The sequence below is a fragment of the Frankia sp. CeTa3Moorea genome (assembly GCF_978021225.1).
The window spans coordinates 37167-60157 of record NZ_CDXDOR010000010.1 but is presented as its reverse complement, the minus strand read 5'-3'; the positions used below and the strand labels follow the sequence as shown (position 1 = coordinate 60157).

20 protein-coding genes are annotated in these 22991 nt (G+C 68.1%); 17 read left to right on the top strand and 3 right to left on the bottom strand.

The features are described 5' to 3' along the window. The 10 genes from AC08OV_RS03740 to AC08OV_RS03695 form a co-directional block, all read left to right on the top strand. The coding region (locus AC08OV_RS03740; RefSeq protein WP_476619297.1) for a sugar phosphate nucleotidyltransferase at nt 1-575 on the top strand (575 nt) is incomplete at its 5' end. A 5-nt stretch (nt 576-580) separates the two neighbouring features. Further along, complete coding sequence (locus AC08OV_RS03735) at nt 581-1621, top strand: NAD-dependent epimerase/dehydratase family protein (protein ID WP_462186774.1); 1041 nt, start codon at nt 581-583, stop codon at nt 1619-1621. Between the two features lie 116 nt (nt 1622-1737). Further along, nucleotides 1738-2928: a class I SAM-dependent methyltransferase gene (locus AC08OV_RS03730; RefSeq protein WP_476615473.1), complete on the top strand. Its 1191-nt coding sequence runs from the start codon at nt 1738-1740 to the stop codon at nt 2926-2928. After that, entirely contained in the window at nt 2929-4173 is a 1245-nt protein-coding gene (locus AC08OV_RS03725) for a class I SAM-dependent methyltransferase (protein ID WP_476619296.1), read from the top strand. It begins immediately after the preceding gene. Between the two features lie 51 nt (nt 4174-4224). Further along, entirely contained in the window at nt 4225-5244 is a 1020-nt protein-coding gene (locus AC08OV_RS03720; protein ID WP_476619295.1) for a glycosyltransferase family 2 protein, read from the top strand. A gap of 186 nt (nt 5245-5430) precedes the next feature. Next, nucleotides 5431-6198: a Wzz/FepE/Etk N-terminal domain-containing protein gene (locus tag AC08OV_RS03715; protein ID WP_476612308.1), complete on the top strand. Its 768-nt coding sequence runs from the start codon at nt 5431-5433 to the stop codon at nt 6196-6198. 34 nt (nt 6199-6232) lie between these two features. Further along, the gene (locus AC08OV_RS03710; protein WP_476612309.1) at nt 6233-7702 is read left to right on the top strand and encodes an O-antigen ligase family protein; all 1470 of its coding nucleotides are present in this window, start codon (nt 6233-6235) and stop codon (nt 7700-7702) included. Beyond that, a complete protein-coding gene (locus AC08OV_RS03705) occupies nt 7699-9291 on the top strand; it encodes a lipopolysaccharide biosynthesis protein (protein WP_476612310.1) in 1593 nt (530 codons plus the stop codon). The genes AC08OV_RS03710 and AC08OV_RS03705 overlap by 4 nt, the downstream gene beginning before the upstream one ends. A 34-nt stretch (nt 9292-9325) precedes the next feature. Further along, the gene (locus AC08OV_RS03700; protein WP_476612311.1) at nt 9326-10531 is read left to right on the top strand and encodes a glycosyltransferase; all 1206 of its coding nucleotides are present in this window, start codon (nt 9326-9328) and stop codon (nt 10529-10531) included. Between the two features lie 430 nt (nt 10532-10961). Further along, the gene (locus tag AC08OV_RS03695) at nt 10962-11597 is read left to right on the top strand and encodes a right-handed parallel beta-helix repeat-containing protein (RefSeq protein ID WP_476612312.1); all 636 of its coding nucleotides are present in this window, start codon (nt 10962-10964) and stop codon (nt 11595-11597) included. 38 nt (nt 11598-11635) lie between these two features. Here the strand turns inward: AC08OV_RS03695 and AC08OV_RS03690 are convergent, their stop codons facing one another. Then, nucleotides 11636-12613, bottom strand: coding sequence for a glycosyltransferase family 2 protein (locus AC08OV_RS03690; RefSeq protein WP_476612313.1), 978 nt, complete (start codon nt 12611-12613; stop codon nt 11636-11638). 159 nt (nt 12614-12772) lie between these two features. On the opposite strand from AC08OV_RS03690, the gene AC08OV_RS03685 reads away from it, so the two are divergent. The 3 genes from AC08OV_RS03685 (at nt 12773) to AC08OV_RS03675 (ending at nt 15818) form a co-directional block, all read left to right on the top strand. Then, nucleotides 12773-13888 (top strand): glycosyltransferase family 4 protein, encoded by a 1116-nt coding sequence (locus AC08OV_RS03685; RefSeq protein ID WP_476619294.1) that lies wholly within the window; start codon nt 12773-12775, stop codon nt 13886-13888. Between the two features lie 263 nt (nt 13889-14151). Next, nucleotides 14152-14634 (top strand): YdcF family protein, encoded by a 483-nt coding sequence (locus AC08OV_RS03680; RefSeq protein ID WP_462188456.1) that lies wholly within the window; start codon nt 14152-14154, stop codon nt 14632-14634. Nucleotides 14635-14876: 242 nt separating this feature from the next. Then, nucleotides 14877-15818: a glycosyltransferase family 2 protein gene (locus AC08OV_RS03675; RefSeq protein WP_476612315.1), complete on the top strand. Its 942-nt coding sequence runs from the start codon at nt 14877-14879 to the stop codon at nt 15816-15818. Here AC08OV_RS03675 and AC08OV_RS03670 read toward each other — a convergent pair. Next, complete coding sequence (locus AC08OV_RS03670) at nt 15815-17347, bottom strand: sugar transferase (protein ID WP_476612316.1); 1533 nt, start codon at nt 17345-17347, stop codon at nt 15815-15817. The genes AC08OV_RS03675 and AC08OV_RS03670 overlap by 4 nt on opposite strands. 512 nt (nt 17348-17859) lie before the next feature. Here AC08OV_RS03670 and AC08OV_RS03665 point away from each other — a divergent pair. From AC08OV_RS03665 to AC08OV_RS03650, 4 genes are all read left to right on the top strand, one after another. Then, nucleotides 17860-18723 (top strand): glycosyltransferase family 2 protein, encoded by an 864-nt coding sequence (locus AC08OV_RS03665; protein ID WP_476619293.1) that lies wholly within the window; start codon nt 17860-17862, stop codon nt 18721-18723. Beyond that, complete coding sequence (locus tag AC08OV_RS03660) at nt 18720-20360, top strand: glycosyltransferase (protein ID WP_476619292.1); 1641 nt, start codon at nt 18720-18722, stop codon at nt 20358-20360. Before AC08OV_RS03665 ends, AC08OV_RS03660 begins: the two co-directional genes overlap by 4 nt. After that, entirely contained in the window at nt 20357-20746 is a 390-nt protein-coding gene (locus tag AC08OV_RS03655; protein WP_476612319.1) for a hypothetical protein, read from the top strand. Before AC08OV_RS03660 ends, AC08OV_RS03655 begins: the two co-directional genes overlap by 4 nt. A 149-nt stretch (nt 20747-20895) precedes the next feature. After that, entirely contained in the window at nt 20896-22374 is a 1479-nt protein-coding gene (locus AC08OV_RS03650) for a hypothetical protein (protein WP_476612320.1), read from the top strand. 183 nt (nt 22375-22557) lie between these two features. On the opposite strand, the gene AC08OV_RS03645 is transcribed toward AC08OV_RS03650, so the two are convergent. Beyond that, complete coding sequence (locus AC08OV_RS03645) at nt 22558-22968, bottom strand: RNA-binding S4 domain-containing protein (RefSeq protein ID WP_476619291.1); 411 nt, start codon at nt 22966-22968, stop codon at nt 22558-22560. Between the last annotated feature and the right edge of the window lie 23 nt (nt 22969-22991).

Genomic DNA, 22991 nt, shown 5'->3' with positions numbered 1-22991 from the left:
ACGCGGCGCTGACCAGTGATCTCACGGTGTCGCTCCGGAATGGCGATGTGGAACGGCACGGGGGCACCTCGGAGGATTGGCGTGTAAATCTGGTCGACACCGGTCAGAATACCGCCACCGGCGGTCGTATCAGGCGACTCGCGCCCTGGCTCGGTGGCACGGGGACGTTCATGTTGACTTGGGGGGACGGCGTAGCGGACATCGATCTCAACACGTTGCTCGACTTCCACCGCTCGCATGGCAGGATCGCCACGCTGACCGCCGTGCGGCCACCCGCCCGGTTCGGGCACCTCGAGCTGGCCGGGGACCAGATCGTGGAGTTCTCGGAGAAACCACAGGCCGGTGAGGGCTGGATCAACGGTGCCTTCTTCGTCCTAGAACCGCAGGTTTTCGACTACATTGCCGGCGACGACACCCAGTTCGAGAAGGAGCCCCTTGAGCGGCTCGCCAAGGACGGTCAGCTCATGGCATATCGGCATGGCGGCTTCTGGCAGTGTATGGACACGGTACGCGACCGCAAACTCCTGCAGTCGCTGTGGGATGGCGGCTGTGCGCCCTGGAAGGTATGGGACTGAGCTCGATGCGTATTCTGGTCACCGGACACGACGGATATATAGGAACCCGTCTCGTCCCGCTCTTCCGGGCCGCCGGGCACGATGTGGTGGGTCTGGACAGCGGACTGTTCTCTGGGTGTACCCTCGGACTCGATCCGGACTTCGTGCCGGCGTTGAAACTTGATATTCGGGACGTCCGGCCGTCCCATCTGGAGGGTTACGACGCGGTGGTCCATCTGGCGGGCATATCCAATGATCCGCTGGGTGATCTGAACCCAGCCGTGACCTATGACATCAACGCCCGGGGGACGTTGCTGGTCGGGCGCGCCGCCAAGGCCGCGGGCGTACCGCGTTTCGTCTTCTCGTCCTCGTGCAGCCTCTATGGCGCGCACGGAGACGCGCCCATCGACGAGTCGGCCGAGTTTCATCCGGTGACCCCCTACGGCGAGTCAAAAGTGATCGCCGAACGGGAGCTCGCCGAGCTTGCCGACGACGATTTCAGCCCGGTCTTCCTGCGCAACGCCACGGCGTACGGCGTCTCACCCCGACTGCGTGGTGACCTCGTGGTGAACAATCTCACCGGCTACGCGGTGACGACCGGCGAGGTTTACCTCAAGAGCGACGGGACGCCGTGGCGGCCGCTGGTACACATCGAGGACATCGCCCGGGCGATGCTCGCCGTGTGCGAGGCGCCCCGCGAGAAGATCCACCTCAAGGCCTACAACGTCGGCCGGTCGGCGGAGAACTATCGGATACGCGACGTGGCCGCGATCGTCGAGGAGGTCGTGCCGGGCGGCCGGGTGGTCTTCGCGGATACGGCCGGGCCGGACAAGCGGAACTACCGGGTGGACTGCGACCGTATCGCCGAGGAGATACCGGGATTCCGGCCGGTGTGGACCGTCCGCAAGGGGGTCGAGGAGCTCTACCTGGCCTACGTCGCCGCCTGGCTGACCAAGGAGGACCTGATCGGCTCCCGCTTCCAGCGGATCCGGCGCATCCAGCAACTCATGGCGGACGGTCTGCTCGACGCCACCCTGCGGTCGGCCGCACCGATGCGGGTGCTATGAGCGTGCTCGGCTGCCACTCCCGCGGCTCGACGTACCCTGCCGTACCCGCGGTACCCGCCGTACCCGCGGCGGGGCGGCCGGTTCATCCTTCCCGTTCCGACACCGAGGGTCGTACCATGACTGACCAGTCCAGCGCCTGCCCTGCCTGCGGCGGTTCCCGTCTCACCTCCTTCTATACAAAGGACGACGTCCCGTCGCACAGTTGTCTGCTGCTGGCCGGCGAGGACGAGGCCCGGGCGTTCCCGAGGGGTAACCTGCGGATCGCCTTCTGCGAGGGCTGCGGCTTCATCATGAACACGGCCTTCGATCCGGCCAAGAATCAGTATTCCGCCCGTTATGAGGAGACGCAGGCATTCTCCACCCGCTTTCAGGAGTTCGCGCGGGACCTTGCCAAGCGCTGGACCGACAAGTACGACCTGTACGGGAAGACGGTCCTGGAGATCGGGTGCGGCAAGGGTGAGTTTCTCGTCCACATGGTCGAGCAGGGTGCCGGCGCCGGCATCGGGATCGACCCGGGTGTCCGGCCCGAGCGCATCACCAGCCCGGTTGCCGGCCGGCTGACCTGGATCACGGACCTCTACTCCGAGCGGTATGCGCACCTGACCGCCGACGCCGTCGTGTGCCGGCACACCCTGGAGCACATCGCGCCGGTCGGCGACTTCATGCGAATGATCCGGGCCGCGATCGGTGACCGGACCGATATCCCGGTCCTCTTTGAGCTGCCAGACGTCCTGCGGGTGCTGCAGGAGGCGGCGTTCTGGGATGTGTACTACGAGCACTGCTCCTATTTCAGCGCCGGTTCGCTGGCGAGGTTGTTCCGAGCTACCGGGTTCGAGGTGCTCGACGTCTCCCTCGACTATGACGACCAGTACCTGCTGATCGAGGCGCGGCCGTCCACCGTTCCGGCGGCCGGTGACCCGCTGCCGATCGAGGACGACCTGGCCACCCTGCGCGTCGGGGTACGGCATTTCCAGCGTGAGGTGGCCACGACGCTGAACCGGTGGAGCGAGATGCTGCGGCACGGGCAGCAGCGCGGCGAAAAGGCGGCGATCTGGGGTTCGGGCTCCAAAGGTGTGTCGTTTCTGGCGACCCTCGGCCCGGCCGCCGGCCTGGTCCGCTACGCCGTCGACATCAACCCGCACAAACACGGCATGTTCATGGCGGGCAGCGGCCACCGCATCGTCCCGTCCGAGTGGCTGCGGGAAGACAGGCCGGACCTTCTGATCATCATGAATCCGATCTATCGTGACGAGATCGCGGGGGAGTTGACCCGGCTGGGTGTCGACACCGAGCTGAGGGCCGTCTGAGTGAGCAATGTCTGTCTGGTGAACAACGTCTGTCCGGTGACCAATGTCTGTCCGGCGTGCCAGGGCACCGCGCTCGAAGACCTGGTACGTGTTGAGCGTTCGCCGGTGATGACCGGCGTGCTGTGGCCGTCGCGGGAGGCCGCTATGGCCGCGCAGCGCCGTGCTCTGGAGCTGTCGCTGTGTGCCGAGTGCGGCACCGTGGTCAATGTCGCGTTCGAGGCCGGGCTCGTCGAGTACGGCGGCGAGTATGACAACTCGCTGCACTTCTCGCCCGCCTTCCGGGCGTACGCCGAGGCGTTGGCGGACCGTCTGATCGTCCGGCACAACCTGGTGGGGCGGGAGATTGTCGAGATCGGGTCGGGCAAGGGGGACTTCCTGCGCCTGTTGTGCGCCCGGGGACTGTGTGCCGGAACCGGGTACGACCCGACCTACATCGGCCCCGAACGTGCCGACAACGCCGCGGTGACCTTTGTGGTCGACCTGTACGGTCCGCGCTATTCCCATCTCCCGGCAGATCTTGTCGTCTGCCGGCACGTCCTTGAGCACGTGTCCGATCCACTGGGCTTCCTGACCGATATCCGCAATGCGCTGGGCGGCCGGGACGCATCGCTGTATCTCGAGGTGCCCAACGGCGGCTTCGTCCTCGGCGAGGCGGGGGTGTGGGACTTCATCTACCCGCACGTGTCGTACTTCTCGCCGGCCGGACTCCGGCGGGTGGTGAGCGCGGCCGGGTTCACCGTCACCGACGCCGGGACGTCCTACGGTGACCAGTTCCTCTGGATCGAGGCCAGGACGGCGCCGCCGGCCCGTCCGCCCGGTCGGATCGGACCGGCCGCCGGCGAGGACGTGGTGGCGACGGACCGGTTCGTGGTCCAGGCCAGAAAGTTCGGTGACGTCTACCGGGAGGTTGTCGGGCGTTGGTCCGCGCATCTCGCCGACCTGGCGACGGCCGCCGATTCCGCCTGGGACGCGCCGCGTGCGCTGGTCTGGGGGGCGGGGTCCAAGGGGGTGGCATTCCTCAACGTGTTGGACGCCGGTTCCGCCGTGCGGGGAGTCGTCGACCTCAACCCGCGGAAGAGGGGCTTGTTCGTGCCCGGCACCGGGCATCCGGTGTTGGCACCCGAGGACTTGTCGGTGGAGCGGGTGGGGCGCGTTTTTCTCCCGAATCCGCTGTATCTGGACGAGGTGCGCGGCCGGTTGGCGGAACTGGGTGTGCCCGCGGAGGTCGTGCCACTTAGTAGTTGACAATCTCGTCAGCAGAGGTCCGGCTCCGGCCGGACGGAGGGACGATGGAGAATGGCCATACCTGTCGACAGCGGCACCCAGGGTGAGGCCCGACGCAAGGGGCATGATCGCCAGGCGGGGCCTGGTGTCCCGTCACCCCGCCCGCCCGCCCGGCCGCTCGTGACGGTGGGACTACCCGTCTTCAACGGGGAGAACTTCCTGGCCCGGGCGCTGGAGTCGATCGTCGTGCAGGACTACCCGAACCTTCAGATCGTCATCGCCGACAACGGCAGTACCGACCGAACCGAGCAGATCTGCCGGGAATTCGTCCGCCGGGATCCGCGGATCGAGTACCACCGGAGTCCGGTGAACCGCGGCGCGGCCTGGAACTACAACCGGATCGTCCACCTCGCCGAGGGAACCTACTTCAAGTGGGCCGCCCACGACGACCTCTGCGCCCCCGCGTTCGTCAGCCGGTGCGTCGCGGCCCTGACCGCCGCGTCGCCCACTGCCGTCCTGGCCTACCCCAAAACGGCGCTCATCGACCTGAACGATACGGTGACCGGTGGCTTCGAGGATGGGATGAACCTGTGTGAGCCGACGCCGCACGAGCGTCTGCGACACTTCCTGTCGACCCGCACCGAATACCATCCGGTATTCGGTATCATACGGGCAGAATCGCTCCTGAAGACGGATCTCATCGGAAAGTACGTCGGTTCCGACGTGGTTCTCCTGGCGCAGCTCGCCCTGGGTGGACAGTTTGTCGAGGTGCCCGAACGCCTGTTTCTCAGGCGTTTCCACGAGAACACTTCGATGAATGCCAACCCGGGTGCTGCGGAACGCGCTCTGTGGTTTGACCCGCACCGGCAGGCACCGTCGCTGCCGATGGTGGAGAAGACCGTCCGGATGATTCACGTGATCCTGTCCCACGACCGGCTCGACTGGGTCGAGCGGGCTCGCTGCCTGGCGGTTCTGGGGCGGCAGTGGGCATTGCCCCATGCTCGGCACATGGGCGGCGAGGTACGCATGGCATTCGGGACCCGAATCGGGACCCGACTCGCCGCGAAGTCCCCCTCCCACCGGTCCGGGTAGCGCGACGACACGCGGGTCGGCCTGCATATCGGCGCGGCGCAGGGCGACTACATTGAATCGATCCAGGCTGATGATGGGATCGGTTCAGGCGCATGAATCCTTGGAGCCCCGAATGACAGAACCTTCCGGTCATGGTGCGGACCAGGCCTCGCCGTCGGCGTCGTCGGCTTACCGGGGGAGCCCGACATGGACATCGTGACGATCTCCAGAACGGCGTTCCGCCGATGGTATGTCATGCTTCCGATCCTGCTCGCCACGGCGGCCGCAATCGGGATCACGATGTCTGTCGCCAAGCCTGTCTACCAGTCGAAGGCCATGGTCCTCGTGGTCGGCCCGTCGGTGGAGCAGAAGCTCGCCACATCCTCCTCCGGTTCCGGGTTTATCCTGCAGCCCGTCAACCCGCTCTCCTACTTTGGCGATTCACTCAAGTTGCTGGCTCTCACGGAGTCGAAGATCATGAACTCTCGGCAGGTGCGGGAGGAGATCCGTTCGGCTGGATTCCATGGTGACTACGAGATCTCGGTGCAACCGGAGACGGTATTCCTCGATGTAACGGCCACGGCCGCCGATCCCACCGAGGCCACTCGCACCCTGGATCAGGTGGTACGTGTGATCACCGCGAAGTCGAACGATCTGCAGTCTGCTGTGCCGCCGGACCAGCGTTACCGGATAGCGCCGCTGTCCGAGCCGCCGCTGACGAGCGTGCAGCCCGCCCGTAGCCTCAAGCTGCTTGGCACCGTCGCGTTCCTCGGCGTGGCAGCGGCGCTGGGGCTGGCGCTTGCCGTCGACGCTGAGGCCGGGCGCCGGGCCCGGTCACGGGGAGGGGCGGAGCATTACGGTCCCGCCCGGGCGGGCGCCAGCCGTGGCCGGGGCCGGCGCGGACGGCACGCACTCCCCGAAGATCCCATGGCGGGCACTCGACGGGTCGCCTGGCGGTTCGAGGCGAACCGGTGAGAGGTGAACCGGTGACCAGCGGGCTGGTGGCCGGATGACCGCCGGCTCTCTCGCCGGCCGGGCGGCGCCGGGGGCCGGGCCGTTCGGTGCCGGCCAGGCACCCGGCGCCGCCGGGCCGGTGCTCGCCGCGGTCGCGTTCGGATCCGCCGCCGTAGCGGCGGCGATGGTGCTCGGGCCGGTCGGGCCGGCCGTGGTGCTGGCCGTCCCGGCCGTGGCGGTGCCCCTGCTGGCGAGTCGGCGGGACGCGGTGACGCTGCTGACGTTGATGGTCTTCGTTCTCTTCGCCGTGCCGGCGACCTACCGGCTCCCGCCGTTGGGGAAGCTGACCGTGCCCGTCGGCCTTTGCTGTCTTGCCGGCTGGCTGGTTCACCAGGCCGCACGACGCGCCCGGTTCGACCCGGTGTTCCAGCCGGTGCGAGCCGCGACGCTGGTACTCGTATGGGTTCTCACGCTCAGTTTCGCGATGATGTTCACCCGCGTGGTGGAAGCGACAGAGGTCAGCTCCGCTCATCGCAGTCTCGTGACGGTCGTGGCGCAGGCCGGGGTGACGCTGTTGGCCGCCGATGCGATCCGGTGCCGGACCCGGCTGGACAGCCTGCTGCGCCGGGTGGTGTTGGGCGCCACCTTCATGGCCACCATCGGCGGGATCGAGTTTCTGACCGGTCGTAACTACAGCGCCGTCCTGGTCCCCCCGGGAATGTCGCTCAGACCGGACGTCGATCGCGTCGACGTCCGGTCTGGCTTCGAGCGGGTCGCCGCGACGGCCGTGCATCCGATCGAGTTCGGGGTTGTCCTGGCCGTGGTGTTGCCGTTGGCCCTGTACTACGCCGTCGCCGCCCGCGGGTGGGCGCGGGTCGGTGCCTGGGCCCAGGTCGCCGTCATCGGGGCCGTCCTGCCGATGAGCGTCTCGCGAAGCACCGCTGTGAGCGTCGCCGTGGCGATCCTGACCCTGACGGCGGTCTGGCCGGTCCGCCGCCGCCTCAACGGCCTGCTGGCGCTGGCCGGGTCCGTCCTCGTCCTGCACACGCTGTTTCCCGGTCTGCTCGAGGCGACCGTCTCGCTGTTCCTGCGGGCCGGCGCGGACCCCAGCGTGACCGGCCGCACCGAGGACTACGCCCAGGTCTGGAAGTTGTTCACGCAAAGGCCGCTCCTCGGCCGTGGACTGGGCACATTCACCCCCCACCAGTACTTCTACCTTGACAATCAGCTACTCGGCTTGGTGCTGGAGACCGGAGTCGTCGGGACAACCGTGCTGCTGGTCTGGGTCGCCGTCGGTCTCTTGGTGGCCCGCGGGGCGCGGCGTCGGGCCCGGGAACAGCGTGACCGGGAACTCGGCCAGGCGTTGATGGCCTCGATCCTGGCCGGGGTCGTCAGCTTCCTCACCTTCGACGCCCTGAGCTTCGCGATGCTTGCCGGCCTGCTGTTCCTGCTCATCGGCTGCGCCGGAGCACTCTGGCGGATGACCCCCGCACCGGCGGTCCTGGCCTCCGGGTGGCAGCGGTGAGCCAGCCACCGGCCGTGACCCGGTCGTCCGCCCTGTTGGGGGCGGGGGAGACCGTGGCGGAGCCGTCGCTGCCCCGTCGGGCGCCGCGCGGTTCGATGGCCAGCGGCGCCCGGTGGATGTCGGTGAACCAGGTTGTCGTGCAGGTCACCCGCCTGCTGGTCCAGGTCGTCCTGGCTCATCTGCTCGAACCGCGGGCGTTCGGTCTCATGACGATGGCGCTGGTCATCGTGATGTTCCTCGAAATTCTGCGGGGTTTCGGGACCGGCATGGCGGTTGTCCAACGAGACAAGATCAGCGAGCGGCTGCTCAGCAGCGTCTTTTTCCTCAACATCGGGCTTGGTCTGGTCATCTCGGGCCTGCTGGCGTTGCTGGCGCCCGGCCTGGCCAGCCTGTACGGTGACTCGGCGCTGACGCCCGTGCTCCAGGTCCTGGGCCTCGGCCTGCTGCTCGCCAGCCTCGGTGACCTGCAGCAGTGGCTGCTCCGCCGGGAGATGAAGTTCGGTGCCGTCGCCGCGGCGAACATCATCGGGACAGCGGCCAACGCGGCCTGCTCGATCCTGCTCGCCCTGCTGGGCTACCAGGTGTGGTCACTGGTCATCGGCTATCTGGTCGGATTCGGGGTCACCACCCTCGTCGCGTGGCTGCAGTCGCCGTGGCGTCCCAGGGCGTCGTTCAGCCCCGCCGAGGTCAGGTCCGTGCTGCGTTTCAGCGCCAACCTGAGCGGGTTCAGCGTCTTCAACTTCTTTCTGCTGCACGGCGACAAGGTGATTGTCGGGCATTTCCTCGGAGCCCAGCAGTTGGGCTACTATGGCCTGGCGCAGCGGGTGCTCATGTATCCGGTGAGCACTGTTTCCACGGCGTTCCAGGAAGTCATGTTCGCCGGTCTGTCCCGACTCCAGGACGATCACGCCGCGATCCGCCGGGTCTATTTCCGGTCATGCGCGGTCGCCGCTCTGGTCTGTTTTCCGGTCATGGCCGGACTCACTGTCGTCGCGCGCGACGTCGTCCTGGTCGTGCTCGGCGCGCGCTGGGAACGGCTGGTGCCGCTCATCTGGCTGCTCGCCCCGATCGGCGGCATCCAGTCGGTGAGTTTCAGCGTCGGGGTCCTCTACAACGTGAAGGGAAGAACCGACCTGCTGCTGCGCTGGGGAATCTTCTCCGGCCTGCTGATGCTCGGCAGCTACTTCGCCGGCCTGCCGTGGGGAATCAACGGGGTCGCGGCGGCGTACGCCATCGTGATCGTCCTCCTGCTACCGCCCGGCTTCGCGATTCCCTTCAGACTGGTGGACGCGAAGCCGCGCGAGTTGGTCACCGCGGTCTGGCCGCACGTCGTGGCGACCGCGGGGACCGTCGCCATGATGGCCGCTGTCCAATGGCTCACCCACGGGTTCCGGCTTGCCCGCCCGGTGTGCCTGTTGGCGAGCGTGTTGGCCGGTGCCGCAACCTACATCATGATCACGTGGAGACAACGCCCACCCGCGTTGGCGGACCTACTGCAGTGTGCCCGGCGCGCGAGCGCCGGCTCGGGGCAGCCTGCTCCGGCGTCGTCGCGCAGAGACGACGCGCTGGGCCCGACGGCTCACGGGTGAACCCGACGGCTCAACGGTGAAGGAGTCCACTCTTATGGAAGATGCCCCCACGGCGGACCAGCGGGACGTGGTGCTGGCCCTGCCGGTCGAGACGCTCCAGGACATGGCGATCAGGGCGTACATGCGTCCTCCCGATCGTCTACTGCTTACCCTGCTGCGATCGCCCAGGGTCCGGCGCGTGGTCGTGGCCGAGCCGTTCCGGAGCCACCTCGGTACGGTGCTGCGGGGCGGCCGGACCACCGTCCTGCCACCGTCCGGTGGCGTTGAGGGGCATCTGGTGTCGCCGCAGCGGTGGCGCCGCAAGGACCCGGTGACGCTGCCGTCGCTGCGGGCGGCCTATCGGCGGTATGACAGGAGGCTCGGCCGGGCCGCGGGCCGGGCCGGCTGCAAACGACCCGTCGTGATCACTATGTATCCACCGCTGGCGGGCTTCGCCGACATGTCCTGGGCCGGCTCGGTCATGTATTACGCCCGGGACGACTGGGCGACCTACCCACCGCTACGACGGTGGCATCCGGCCTTCCGGCATGCCTACGAGGAGATCCGGCGCCGGCGGCTGCCGGTCATCGCGGTGTCCAGGCCGCTGCTGGAACGCCTCCATCCGACCGGTGCCGGGCCGACCGGTGCCGGGCTGGTCGTGCACAACGGTGTCGATCCGGCCGAGTGGCTGCGCCCGCCGTCCCCGCCGGACTGGCTCCGGCGCCTCCCACGGCCGTGGTGCGTGTACGCGGGCACCGTCGACACCCGCCTCGATCTGGACATGATTCGCCGCCTGGCGTCGGCTGGCACCGTGATTCTGGCCGGCCCCATCCCGGACGAGGCCTCCGTCCGGTCGCTGCGGATGCTGCGGTCGGTGCGGTTGCCCGGCCATCTGCCCCGGCCGGCTGTGACCGGTCTGATCGCCGCGGCCGACGTGTGCCTGCTCACCCACCGGAGCACTCCGTTGACCGAGGCCATGGACCCCATCAAGATCTACGAATATCTGGCAGCCGGGCGTCCCGTCCTCGCCACGGACCTTGCCCCGGTTCGGGGCATCGGGCGGCGGGTCCGGCTGCTGCGCCCGGGGGACGATCCGGTGGTGGCGATGAACGAGGTCCTGACCTGGCCGGCCGTCACGGAGGCTGACCGGCTGGATTTCGTCGCGGACAACAGTTGGTCCGCTCGGCACGTCGCCTTCCTGGACTTCGTCCTCGGCCCGGCCGCGCCCGCCGAGCCCCGTCTCCTGGCAGTGCAGGCGTAGACCGGCTGGAGTTCCCCGCTCGGGTCTCCAGACCCGCGAAAAGGGCCGGTACGGCGCGGCCCCCGGCTCAGTGGGATATCCCTGGAAGGATTCGATGGCTCGCGCTGATTTGACCAATCGACACCGGTATGTCCTGATTGGATCCGTGGCGGTGCTCGTGGCGCTGGTGGCGGGCGGTGGGCTGCTGGTCGCCCTTCGCTCGAGAGACGGGCCCGCGCGGACGGCGGGCACACCGGCCCCCGCCACTGTCCCGGCCACTGTCCCGGCCGGGGTTTCACCGGATGGCGGTGCCGCGACCCGCGGCCTACCAGGGGGCGACCCGGCCGCGGCCCGAGGATGCGACCGCAAGCCGGACGCCTCGAACACCGGCCCCGCGCCCGGATCCCGGTTCCAGCCGATGCCCGCCGGGAAACTGGCCACTCCCGGACAGGTGCTGGAGAACAAGGAGTTCTCCGGACTCATCGACATCTACGCCGACAACGTGACGATAAGAAACTCGATCGTCCACGATGGCATCCGCGTGCGCGGAAGTAATGTGCTGATCGATCACGTGGCGACAAGTGGGATCGCAATCAGAGGTGGCGCAGGTCACGTCATCCAGTACAGTAATCTTTCCGGTGGCGACGATGGCTTCCACATCTCGTCCACGCTCGGACCGGTTTCCGGCGTCACCATCCGTCATAACTACGTCCATGACCGAAGGCCACCGAAAGGGGCCCATACCGACGGCATCCAGGTCCGCGGCGTCCGGGACCTGAGTGTGGTGTGTAACAACCTCGACCTCTCCCCGTACGACAAGACCCAGACAGCCGTCGTCTTTCTGGAGTGGGCGAACGGAGGTAACCGTGATGTGGTTATCGACCAAAATTGGTTGAACGCCGGCGGAACGACGCTTGTGGTCGCTGCCAGGAACCTCCGCGTGACGGACAACCGTTTCGGCCGCGGCTTCCGCTGGAGTGTCTGCCGGCTGGGCAACGACGATGCCGGTAAGACCACTTTCTTCAGTGCCGGGAACGTCTGGGCGGACACCGGCCGGCCGGTGGTCCTGTGTGGCCAGAGCCGATGAGTAGCCGGACCCGATGAGTGGCCGGACCCGAGGCAAGGTCAGAGACACGATGTCGATGGCGATGGCGGCGTCGATGGCGATGGTGCCGGGCTGCCCCCGCGGCTGCTGCCGTCGCGCTCCCACGTGCCGAGATCCCCGCGGCGAACCTTCCGGCGGGCGAGCACCTTCGCCACGGTGGAGACCGCGAGATACGCCGGCGCCGCGCCGAGCAGGCGGGGCTCGGCGCGGACCGCCCTGAGCCAGTCCACGGACCCGTCGGCGAGGCCACGACCACCCTTCGTGGGACCGCCCGCGGGCGCCAGCCCGAGGGCGCGCAGTTGGGCGTTGCCGGCGAAAACCCGGCTCTTCTGTCGAACGAGGTCGCGTGCGGTCCGGGCCGGATGTACGACGAAACAGGTGCCGTCGACCGTGCATCGCTCATCCGGTGCGAACCGGTGATAGAGAAAGAAGTCATCCGCGATTGCGTCCGGGAAACGATCGAAATAGGTCCGGCCCTGCTCGCTCACTCCAATGACCCCACCGATTCGGCCGTTGCGCACATAGGGCAGCCGCAGCCAGATGCGGTAGTAGTCGCGTACCACGCGGCTCGTGCCGGCAAGATGGATTGTCAGGCGCGGTGATGCGGCCAGTGCCGGGCCGGTCCGCAGCACGTCGGCCACCCGCAGCAGGTCGGCGCCGGACACCTCCAGGTCGGCGTCCACATAGAATCGCGGGAAGGCAGTGACCTCGGCGTCGCCAAGGTTCAGCGCGGCGGCCTTGCCGGCCTTCGCGGTCTCCACGCAGCGGACACCTCGGTCGCGGGCCCGACGGGCGGTCTCGTCGGAGCAGCCGTTGGCGACCACGACAATCTCCAGGTCCTCGGGGGCGGCGCCGTCGGCGAGCCGGTCAAGGCAGCGGCCGATCACGGCCGCCTCGTTATAGGCCGGAATGACGACGCTTGCGCGCGCATGCTTATGGTGCGCCGGGGCTGCGGGGGTTTTTCCGCTCGCCGGGTCGGCGCGATCCGACTGTTGCATGACAAAATCCACTGTCTGATCACCCCAAGCCGGCGCCGGCCCGCGCGACGCAGTCGTATTCAGGTAGGCGGGCGGCACACACGGTAGACCATCGTGGCCGGACCGGGTGCGTGCGTGGGGACCCGACGACACTTCCCGCGGTGACGCCCGGCGCTGGCGATGAGAATTCTCGTGAATTATCATAACTTAGGTGGACCAATGGTCGAATGTAATCTTGCGCTTCACTACAGCGGTGGCCTTGACGCGAACGAGTGGCGCGAGCGTCATGGCCGCGGCGAGGTTCCGGACGCTTTTCCGTATGGATTCGACCGGTTGGCGCGCTATTCAGTGAAAGTATCCCCGGTTAGCTTGCGGGTGTCCCGGGACGCATTCTTCGTTCGTGGTCCACGTATTTTCGGCGGCTATGAGTGGGTGGAGACCGCGGCCTCCCGTCGAACGGTCCGCAGCTCGGACGTCGCCTTGTGCTGGGACGAGCGGGTCGGGGTCCCGGCGGCGCTGATGGCGGGAACGCGAAACCACCCACCCGTCGTGACCGGCGTGATCTGGCTGGCCGATGTCGCCGGTCGACGGCCCGGCTCGCGGGAGATCGCCCGCTGTGCCCTGCGAAGGGCCAGTCGGATATTTACGCTTTCCACCGCCCAGATTCCGCCGCTCCGAACGCAGCTTGGCATTCCTGAAAGCCGTTTCTCGCACGTTCTGTTCGGGGTCGACTCCACATTTTTCCGGCCCTCTGGAAGCCCTCCGGAGAAAGGGCTCGTGGTGAGTATCGGAAATGACCGGCACCGCGACTTCGAAACGTTGGTCCGCGGCCTGTCCCAGGGGCGGAGCAGGCTGGCGGAGATGAGGCTGGCGGAGCTGAGACTCGAGCTGGTGACAGCCCGAAACGTGGCCGTGCCACCGTGGCTCGGCCGGCGTCGGAACCGTCTTACTCTTCCCGAGGTGAGCGACCTGTACAGGACCGCATCGATGGTGGTCGTCTGCCTCCGGCCCAATCTTCACGTGAGCGGCGTCACTGTCGTGTTGGAGGCGATGGCCAGTGGTCGTCCCGTCGTGGTGACCGATACCCCCGGCATCCGGGACTACGTCGATCACGGCCGTACCGGGATTCTCGTTCCGCCCTACGACACCGATGCGCTCGCTGAAGCGGTCGTGCAGCTGGTGCTCGACCCGGACCGGGCGGCCGCGCTCGGTGCGGCCGCCCGCCTGGACGTCGAGCACCGCCTGAACACGGAAGCCCAGGCCCGCCGGTTCGCGACTTTGTTGAGAGACCTCTAGCCCGGCCCGGGAAACGGAGAATCCGTGGTCAGGAGAAATACCGACAGATGGGGGTTCGGGGCCGGCCGGGGTCCTCGGGCACCGACGATTTCCTCGGTCGTGGTCAGGTACCGGCATGTTTGAATGACGGTGTGGTTTCCGCTGCGTCGTCACCGCCGGCCGGTGAGCGGCGGTCATCCGGCCTCCCGCCGGAGGCGGGCCGGGCTGCGCGCCACCGGTGGGGACGAGCGGGGCGACGCCGGCTCATCGTGATGCTGTTCGCGGTGGTCCTGGCAGGTTTCACCGCGCTTACCCTTCGGCTGTTCGTATTCCCGGCCGCCGACGTGCCCGTCCAGGCGGACGCCATCGTCATGTTGGCGGGTCCGGGGGACAGAACCGGCAAGGCGATCGAACTGGCCCGTACCGGTTACGCTCCCGTCCTCGTGATGTCCACCCCCGGGATGCGGTGGTGCTCCGCCCACGAGGCACCGAAGGTGGAGGTGATCTGCTTTTCTCCGCACCCGGTGACCACTCGGGGCGAGGCGCGGGCAACCGCTGAGCTCGCCGCCCGACATGGCTGGACCAGGATCCTCTTCGTCACCGGCCGCGCGCAGGACACCCGCGCCCGTGTCCGCATCAGCCGCTGCTTCCACGGTGATCTGCGGGTCACTGTGGTCGGCCCGCGTCGCCTCCGGGAATGGCCTTATGCGATCGCCTACGAGTGGGGCGCCCTCGCAAAGGCACTGATCTGGCAGAGGAGCTGCTGACCCCGAGGAGCCGACCGGGGACCGGGTGGGAATGCTGGCCCGCGTTGCGAGGACCCGGAATGCGCCAGAAACGCCACCGGCCCGCGGTCGGATAACCAACCGAACGACAACCCGTCGTCTAGGCTGAGGCAGGAACTGGCGGCCGGGGCCAGTTGGCACGATCAGCGTTACGGCCGACGGCCGGACCACCACTGCCGACACAGATTACCTGGGTCACAGATTACCTGGGTCTGGAGAGGGAAATGGGCGTCGACGTCTCGATCCTGATCGTCTCGTACAACACCGGCGCCATGACGGCGGCATGCCTGGAGTCCTGTGTAGCCGCGTCCGACGGTCTAGCGACCGAGATGATCGTCCTGGACAACGCCTCCACGGACGACTCTGTCTCGATCATCCGTGATCGGTTTCCCGCGGTGAACCTGATCGAGCAGAGGACGAACCTCGGCTTCGGCCGGGCGGTCAACCTCGCGGCCTCCCACGCGAAGGGGGAGTACCTGCTCCTCCTCAACCCCGACACGGTGGTGCTCCCCGGCGCGGTCGCGAACCTGCTGGACTTCGCGCGGGCCAACCCGAGGCACGGCATCTACGGCGGTCGCACCCTCGGTCCGGACCGGACCATCGACCCCAGGTCGTGCTGGGCTGTCCCGACCGTCTGGAGCCATGTGTGCTTCGGCCTCGGACTGTCCACCGCCTTCCGGCGTTCGGCCCTGTTCGATCCCGAATCAATGGGACCGTGGCCTCGCGACACGGTTCGGGCCGTGGGGGTGGTGACGGGCTGCCTGTTGCTCATCCCACGCGCGCTGTTCGAGCAGCTCGGTGGCTTCGACCCCCGTTTCTTCATGTACGGCGAGGACGTCGACCTGTCGATCCGGGCCCGCCGAGCCGGCCTGGATCCCGTGATCACACCCGGCGCGGTCGTGGTTCACCATGGCGGTGCGTCCTCCGCCGGATGGGCGGACAAGCACGTGCTGGTGATGACGGGCAAGGTGACACTGGCGCGGACCCATTGGACCGGGTGGCGCCGGACGGTGTGTCTGGCGATGCTGCTTCTCGGGGTGGCGCTGCGGGCGGCCCTCGCCACGGTAATCGGCCGGCCGGCCGGCGCCGGGAGCGGCGGCTGGCGCGTCGTCTGGACCCGGCGGGCCGACTGGCGGGCCGGCTATCCGCCCCTTCCGCCAGCCTAGAATGCGCCGGACCGCCGCAGAACGGCGCGAACAGTCCGGGCGATGATGGCGAGGTCGAGCATGATCGACCAGTTCTCGACATAGTAGAGGTCGAGCCGCACCCCGTCCCGCCAGGGCAGTTCTGAACGCCCATTTACCTGCCACAGCCCGGTCAGGCCGGGCTTGACCTTGAATCGACGGTGGACGGAGTCGTGATATTGAGCGACCTCTGCCGGCAGCGGCGGCCGCGGCCCCACCAGCGACATCTCGCCGCGGAGGACGTTGACGAGTTGCGGCAGCTCGTCGATCGACAGGTGCCGTAGCGTCCGTCCGACCCGAGTGACGCGGGGGTCGTCGCGAATCTTGAAAAGTGGCCCGTCAGCCTCGTTGCGCTCCTCCAGCGCTGCCCGGCGCCGTTCGGCGTCCACGTACATCGTCCGGAACTTGAGGATCTGGAACTCGCGGCCGTCCTTACCCACCCGGGTCTGGCGAAACCACGCCGGTCCGGTGCTGTCGACCCGGATGGTCAACGCGACGAGAAGCAGCAGCGGAGACAGGGTAACGAGGGCCACGGCGGCAAGGATTCGGTCGAAGATGTCTTTGGCGACCTTTCGCCAACCGGTATAGACCGGGCTCTCCACGTGTAGCAGGGGGAGACCTGCGATCGGCCGCAGGGACACCCGCGGCCCGGCGATTCCGGCCATACTCGACGCGATGACGAGATCGACACCGGTCCCCTCGAGGTCCCAGGCGATCCGCTTGGCGGCTTCGATGTTGACCGCCGCGGACGAGGCGACCACCACCGTGTCGGCCATGGCGCGGGCGACGGCGGACCGCAGCGCCGGCAGGGCACCTAGGACGGGAAAGGGAGAATAATCGGCCGAGTAGTCGTCCTGCCGGGGTAGGCATGCGCCGACGATCTCGAATCCGGCCGCGGGTTCATATCGGAACTCGCTGACGAGTTCGGCCACCGTGCTACGGTCACCGACGACGACAACTCGGTGGCGGGCACGGCCGGCCCGCCGAGCCGCCACCAGCCGCCGGCGGGCGAGCATCCGACCGGTAATCAGCAGCAGCAGCCCCAGCGGCAGGACTACCAGACAGAACCCGCGAGCGACTTCTGCGCGCAGGACGTAGGAGAGGATCGCCGTCGTGCCCCACAGTCGGAACGTCGCGACGCTGATCCGCCGGTATTCCTCGGTTCCGATGCCCAGATATTTCGTCTGATAGGTATCGGCGGCGCCGAGCATGGCGAGCCAGCCCAGTCCGATACCTATCGCGACGGAGAGATATGACGCCCCGTGGACGGTTGGGTTCGAATTCATGCCGAACCGGAGGACATAGGAACAGGTAAGAGCGACCGTGATTGCCGTGGCATCGATGATGAAGATTCTGGCGGTCAGCCGGACCTTCCACTCCGGCGGCCCGGCTGCCGGCGGCTCTGGTTGCCGTTGTTGCGGAATAGCCGGGATGGTTGTGTCCCGGGGCGTGGCCGCCACCGACGAGAGCATCGCGGGGTCCTCGTCCCGCCCTCCGGTTGAGTCAGGCACCTCGGGCCTTCGTCGTGCGGTTTCCCCGGCCTTGGCCATATCGGTTGTTCTCCGCTCCATCGGATGGCAGTGGGTGTTCATAGTCGCTGCTGGGTTGGACCTGGAACGATCCCGCTCCCGTAGCCGGCGAAGGTGAGCCAGTCGGTGAGCAGCCCCAGCGACCCGCCGGTCGTGGCGAACGTACGCACCTCAGTGGTCGCGCGTCCAGAACCCCGTCTGGACACCCCGTCTGGACGCGTATCGCCGCCGCGCCCGTGTCTAGGTGAGCGCATCCGCTGGCCATGCCCCGACCGGCCGGGGAAACGGTTGGGCCGCCGGTTGCGTACCGTCCGCCGCCGACGATGAGGAAATATCCCGACCCCCGTCGGCGACACGCCAGCACCCGGGATTCCGGAGCTATCAACATCCATTATTTAGAGTCACGGCGCGTGACGAGCGCGTGGTCGGAAGCTCGGCAGGACGAAATTCCACCGTGGTCCACCGGCCATCCAGGTCTGTCCAGGGGGGCGTCCTTGTCTGGTTCGGGTGATTCGCCATCGGTAAGCGTGGTGATTCCGACGCTCAACGAGGCGCGGAATCTGCGGGAAGTATTTGGCCGACTTCCGGTGGACGCCGAAATAATCCTGGTGGATGGGAACTCCACCGATGACACCGTCCGACTGGCCCGCGAGCTACGCCCCGGCGTGGTCGTCGTCCGCCAGAACAGATATGGCAAGGGCAAGGCCATGGCCTGCGGCTTTGCCGTGGCATCGGGGGACATTATGGTCACGCTCGACGCCGACGGCTCGGCCGACCCGGCTGAGATACCCGCCTTCTTCGTGGCCCTCGTCCAAGGCGCCGACTTCGTCAAGGGAACCCGATTCGCCCACCGTGGCGGCAGCAACGACATTACCCTGCTGCGCACTCTTGGGAATCTCTTCTTCTGTCATCTGGTCAACCTGCTCTTCCACCGCCGCTTCACCGACCTGTGCTACGGCTACAACGCATTCTGGCGAGATTGTCTGCCGATGCTCGGGCTGCCGCCGGGAGAAACCGACGGCAGCTGGCGGCATGGCGATGGCTTCGAGATCGAAACCTTGATCGCCCTCCGCGCGGCCAAGGCCTGCCTGCGGGTCACCGAGGTCGGCAGCTTTGAGCACGAGCGCCTTCACGGCGTGAGCAACCTGAATGCGGGCCGGGATGGTCTGCGCGTCCTGCGGACCATCCTCGTCGAATGGTCGGAAAACTTCACCGTTCGGTCACGAAACAGCGCCAGGTGGGACGGCATGGTGCTCAGCCGTCCCGGTCAGCCGGTATCGACCATCGTCAGCCAGCGAAGTCCGGGTGACCTTCCCCATGGCCGGCGCAGGACAACCGGCGCGACGGAATACGCATGATGACCCTCCCGGCCGGCCCGCGGCTCTCGGTGGTCATCTGTGCCTATACGGAACGGCGTCAGCCGATCCTGTCGGAGGTACCCGTGATCCCGATTCTGCTGTACCACTCGGTGACCGATTATCCGGTGGCGAGCTATGGACGTTGGACGGTCGACACCGCGACCTGCTACGTCGTCACCGACTGGATCGGCCAGGCCGGCATGCTGCGCGGCGCCGAGGCGCGCCGGGAGATCAGCGACTGCAACGCCCGGTTGACCGCTGCGATCGGCGCACCGGTGGGCTCCTTCGCCTACCCCCACGGCAATTACGACCATGCCGTCCGGCGGCTCGTCGGGCAGGGTGGCTTCACGTCCGCCTGCGGGGTGCGCAACATGATGTCGCACGGCGCCGACGACCCGTTCGCCCTTGCCCGACTGACCGTGATGGTCGACACCCCGGACCGGCAGATCAGGGCGTGGCTGGACGGGGCCGCCCACCTGACCGCGGACGGGCTCGCGGTGCCCGAAACGGTCCCGATCGACGGAGTTGTGACGTCAGACGTCTGCCGGCCGATGCTCCCCGCCGAACTCGCCGGCACCGTCGTCGTGACAAGTTGCGTCGCCTCCCCCTCGCTGGCGGCCACGCTCGCGGGAATCCTGGCGCAGTCCGTGCCGCCGCAGGAAATCATCGTGGTCGACAACCGGCCGCGCACCAGCGGCATCCGCGAACAGCTCGGTCGGATGGCCGGCGAGGTGCGGTACGTCGCCGAGCCCGCGAGGGGGCTTTCCCGGGCCCGCAACGCCGGACTGGCCGCCGCGACCACACCGGTGGTCGTCTTCACCGACGACGTCGAGGTCGACCCGCGCTGGTTGGAGTTCCTCCTGTCCGGGTTCGCCACCGGCTCGGGTGTCGTCGATGAGACGGTGGCGTGCGTCACCGGGCTGATCCGGCCGCTGGAGCTCGCGACTCCGGCGCAGGTGTGGTTCGAGCAGTTCGGCGGCTTCGGCAAGGGCTTCGTCCGACGCCGGTTCGACCGCACCGAGAATCGATCAGGCGACCTGCTCTATCCCTATACCGCGGGCGTGTTCGGCAGCGGCGCGAACAGCGCTTTCCGGACTGATACGCTGCGTCAGCTTGGTGGTTTCGACGAATTTCTCGGCACGGGCACCGCGGCCCGCGGCGGCGAGGATATCGACATCTTCCTGTCCGTGGTGCAGAGCGGCCACGCCTTGGTCTACGAGCCGGCCGCGCTGATCCGCCACCTGCACAAGCGGACCACTGTCGAACTGCGGCGTCAGATGTATGACTACGGGGCCGGCCTGGGGGCGATGGTCACCAAACGCATCGCGACCCAACCCGCCGAACGCCTCCAGATCGCCCGTCTCGTCCCCGGCGGCCTGCACCATCTTCTCCACCCACGCAGCAGCAAGAACACCGGCAAATCCCGTGACTATCCCCGGTCCCTGGCCTTGACCGAGTTGGTCGGTATGGCCCGAGGGCCGGTCGGCTATGCCGCCAGCCGGGCCCTCGCCCGGCGCCGGCACTGCGACCTGCCTCATGACCACGCACCGACTCCCGGTGCTCTCCCCGCACCCTTTCCCAGGGCGCCCATCCCCGAGCCGCGGATCTCCACCGCGACCCCTGGAGCACAACCATGAGCAGCGTGTACGCCCGCCGAACAACGCAGGCGGCGCTTGTGGCGGTAACCGTGACGCTCGCCTTTCTTGTGGTCGGCCGAACAGATTCTCCGGTACGGGTCCTGCTCGCCGTCCCCGTCGCATTCCTTCTTCCCGGGGCCGCCGTGCTGGCCAGGTTCCCGGTCGACGGGACGGCGGCCTGGGTCGGGCTTGCCGTCGCCATCAGCCTTGCCATCGACGTCCTGACCAGCATGCTCATGGTCTGGTCGGGATGGTGGCACCCAGCCGTGGTGCAGGCCGTCGTGGGACTTGCCTGCTGTGCGGTCCTCATCCACAGCCTGTGCGTGGACCTCCGCGCCCAGCCGCGCGCGGACCCGCGCGCTGACGGGAAGGTGCGAGGGCGTTGACCGGCAGACCGCTGCTTCCGCCGGAGATACCGGATCCTCGGCTCGGCCGGAACGGGGCTTCCCAGCCCCACGCGGCGGCTGCTCGGGCCCGTCTCCGCTCGGTCCGTCAAAGACGGCCCGAGGACCCCGGAATCCGGCGGCCGGCGCGGTTGTCAGGCCCCTTCGCGACGGGCCTTCCATGGCTGTCCCCGCTGGCGGTCGGCATCACCCTCTGGGGGCTGTCACTGCGGTGGATCCACGTTGAGAACCTCACCGACTACGGTCTCCTGCCGGCACTGCCCATCGCCTGGTACGTCGGCCTGGGCGTGCTCCTGCTCGGCGCTGCCGGCGCCGTCGGACGGGCCCGCTTCCAGCCGTTCATCGCGGTGGCCTACCTGCTTGCCTGCATTCTCGTGCTCTACGGCACCCTTCCGCTCATCCTGGACGTTCCGCACTACCCCTGGGTGTACAAGCACGTCGGCGTGGTCCGCTATCTCGAGCAGCATGGCGGCGTCGACATCGACATCGACATCTACCACCGATGGCCCGGCTTCTTCGCCGGTACCGCGGTCTTCGGCTCGCTCGCCGGCCGACCCAACCCGATCGCCTTCGCCGCTTGGACCGAAGTCTTCTTCACCGGCATCGACGCCCTTCTCGTCTGGGCGGCTACCAGGACGCTGCTTCGCGAGCCGCGGATCGCCGCGGGCGCGGCACTGGTCTTCGTCGTGACGAACTGGGTCGGGCAGGACTATTTCGCCCCCCAGGCCCTCGGCCGGACGCTGAGCCTCGCCCTGTACCTGGTGCTCCTGCGGCAACTCCGTACCGGCGCGCCGAGGGCCATCCTGCGGCGGGCCGTGCGGTCCGCCGGAGTCCACAGCAGAAGGCCGCCGCTGCGCTTCGCAGCCCCGCCAGGCCCAACCTGGTCGCTGCCGGTGGCGGTCGGCGTCGTGCTGCTCCTGGACGGGGCGGCGGTGGTCAGCCACCAGCTGACCCCGTACCTGCTCCTCCTCGGGGCCGGTGCGCTGACCGCGGCCGGGCTCGTGCGGCCGAGGTGGGTGGTGGTCGCCATGGCCGGTCTGACGATCGCCTATCTGATCCCGCACTTCGCCTATGTTCAGGATCATTTCGGGGTCTTCAGCAGTCCCGACCCGTTCGCGAACGCCCGGTCAGAGGAGCCGCCGCTTCCTTCGTCGGGAAAGCTGGCCAAAACCGCCGGACTGATCCTGACCGGCACGGTCTGGGCGCTGGCCGGCATCGGCGGGCTGCGCCGGCTGCACCGCGGTGACGGCCGGGTGCTTCCGCTCATCCTGCTGAGCATCGCACCGGGCGTCATCCTGCTCGGGCAGAGTTACGGCGGCGAAAGTATCCTGCGGGCGATCCTGTTCTCCCTGCCCTGGTGCGCGCCGCTGGTGTGCTGCGCCGTCGCGCCGGTGACCGGGCGGTGGCGACGGCGGCACGCCCTGGCGGGCTGCGGCGGGATTCTCCTCCTCGCCACGCTCTTCATGCCCGCCTTCTTCGGGAAGGCGGAACTGAATCTCATGCACGCCGACGAGATCCAGGCCGGTGATTATCTGTACGCGTACGCCCGGCCCGGGTCGGTGGCCGTACTGACCGGGGCCACCTTCCCGAGCCACTACGGGGCTCGATAGCCCGAGGTGGACGATGTCCTGATCACCGACGCCATCACGATCATCCTATCGGGGCGTCGCTACGACCGTTTGACCCCGCCCGAGGTTTCTGAGGATGGTCATGGTGTGTGGGCGATTGCGGACTCTCTCGACCGAGGCGTCGCCTGACCGGGCGCCGCTACTGGGCGCCCAGTAGCGGCGCCGCTACCGCGCGTCCGGCCAGCGGGGCTGGTCGCGCAGGCGTTCCAGCGCCCGCCGGTCGCGCTTCGTCGGCCGCCCGGCGCCCCGATCGCGCACGGCCACCACCGGCGGCACCTCGCGCGCGACCGGCGGGCTGTGGTCGACGAAGCACTCCGCGGCAACGGGCGCGCCGACCCGCCTGTGCAGGATCCGGGTGACGACGACGACCCGTTCGTGCCCGGGTTGGCGCACCCGGATCTCGTCCCCGGCCCGCACCGGATGGGCCGGCTTGACCCGCTCGCCGTTGAGGCGGACATGGCCGGCGCGGCAGGCGGCGGTCGCCTGCGATCGCGTCTTGACCAGGCGCACGCACCAGATCCAGGTGTCGATCCGGGCGGTTCCCGCCGGCGACGTCATAGGCGTGGGCGACGTCATAAGTCTGACTGTACGAATCAACC